Annotated in this window: 2 protein-coding genes; both read left to right on the top strand. The window is 57.3% G+C overall.

What is annotated here, in order from left to right:
* Positions 1–176 precede the first annotated feature (176 nt).
* Entirely contained in the window at positions 177–1,067 is an 891-nt protein-coding gene (locus tag DW024_RS09845) for a DMT family transporter (RefSeq protein ID WP_233541377.1), read from the top strand.
* A 225-nt stretch (positions 1,068–1,292) separates the two neighbouring features.
* Positions 1,293–1,897 (top strand): PTS sugar transporter subunit IIC (locus DW024_RS09840; RefSeq protein WP_147352084.1); only part of this gene is annotated, 605 nt, incomplete at its 3' end.

The raw sequence follows: 1,897 nt of genomic DNA, 5'->3' as shown, positions 1-1,897 counted from the left end.
GCTGTCCAAGAAGATCAACCCCATGGTGCTGATCGTGGCCACCATGGCCGTGGGCATCGTCGGCGCGTTCTTCGGCGTGCTGGCGTAAGGGCCCGACCTATTATCTGCCCCCAAGGGAAACGGCGACCCGTTGTGGTCGCCGTTTTTTATTACCGAAAGCTAGTTGGAGGTGCTTCGTGATTCGATCTGACAATCCACCCGATAATGGCGTGAGCGGGGCGATGTATCTATTTGGCACGGCGCTCTTGTGGAGTTTTATCGGCATCCTCGTTCGCGCCAATTCGCAGTCAGCTCTTTTGATCGGTGCCGTTACGGCAATATTTATGGCGCTCTTTATCCTGCTCGTTGGCAGGCCCATCCTCCGCGTCAGCCGTCTTATTGTCCTTGTGGCCGTCTGCAACTTCGTGACGGGCACCACGTTTAACTTTGCCAACCAGCTTACGACGGTCGGCAACGCGATCGTCCTGCAGTACACCTCGATGATTTTCGTTATCGTGTATCAATCGCTCGCAACTCGCACGTTGCCCTCGCCTGCGAAGATTGCCTCCGTGGTGGTTGCTTTTACGGGTATGGGACTTTTCTTTTTAGGCGATTTGAGTGCCGAGGGCATGCTCGGCAACCTGCTTGCCGTCATTTCGGGCGCCACCTTTGGGCTGTGTTTCTTTTTGAACTCTCGCCCCGATGCGTCGCCCATGGTGTCCTCGCTCATCTCCTGCGGTATCTCGATGTTGCCGATCGTCTATTTTGCCGGTGCCCTAGACTCCGTGAGACCGTTTGAGTGGGGGCTTATGCTGGTGCACGGCCTTTTTTGCAGTGGCCTTGCGAGCGTGCTGTATGCCAAGGGGATTGCGCGCACTAACGCGTTTGCGGCCAACTTGGTCTGCATGAGCGAGGTCGTGCTCGCTCCCTGCTGGTCGGCGCTCCTCTTTGGCGAGGTCTTTCGCTGGAACGAGTTTTTGGGCGCGGCGATAATCGTTTTGGTGATTGTAGGCAACTTGGCATACGATGCCTTTGGCGATGGCTTTCTGGTGGCGCTTGTCCGCCATCGAAACAAAGGGCGCGCCTGATGGGATACGTCTGCCGTTTACGGTAAAAAACACCCCGCTGAGCGAGTGGTATTAAATAGTAAGAACCTGCATATCTATAATTGGTATCAAATCATTTGTACCTGGCATGGGTGTTCGCAGCACACCAGGTACGCTTCGAGCCGTGTGATCGAACTCCCGGAATTGATATCAACAACGCGCGCGACGGGTGTGACGACGGTTCGATATTCCTTATTGGGAGGAATTATGCTTGTCCAAGCAATCCTCGTCGGCTTAGTCGGAGCGTTTGGATGCCTCGACTACCAGCTCGGCACCCTCTACGCGTTCCGCCCCATCGTCCTGTGCCCGCTCGTGGGCCTGGTGCTGGGGGACCTGCAGACTGGCCTTGCCGTTGGCGCCAGCCTGGAGTTGCTATTCATGGGCTCGATCTCCATCGGCGCCTACGTACCGCCTAACGAAACCGTCGGCGGCGTGCTCGCCTGCGCGTTTGCCATTCAGCTCGGTCAGGGTACCGAGACGGCCATCGCGCTCGCCATGCCCATCGCCGTCCTTTCGCTGACGATCGGCAACATTACCAACGCCCTGTTCGCCGTGTTTGTCGACATGGCAGACAAGTTCGCCCTCAAGGGAAACCTTAAAGGCATCTACGCCGTTCATTGGGGAATGGGACTTTGGGGCTGCCTCGAGTACTTCCTGCTGTGTGGCGGCGCCTTCTATCTGGGTTCCGGTGCCATCCAGGGCCTACTCGACTTTATCCCGTCTTTTGTGATCGATGGTTGCGGCGTGGCCGCCAACATCCTGCCGGCCATGGGCTTCGCCATGCTCGGCCGCCTGGTGCTCACCAAGCAGCT

The organism is Collinsella sp. AF37-9, assembly GCF_003475115.1.
Classification (GTDB): domain Bacteria; phylum Actinomycetota; class Coriobacteriia; order Coriobacteriales; family Coriobacteriaceae; genus Collinsella.
This window is presented reverse-complemented; position numbering and strand designations above follow the sequence as displayed.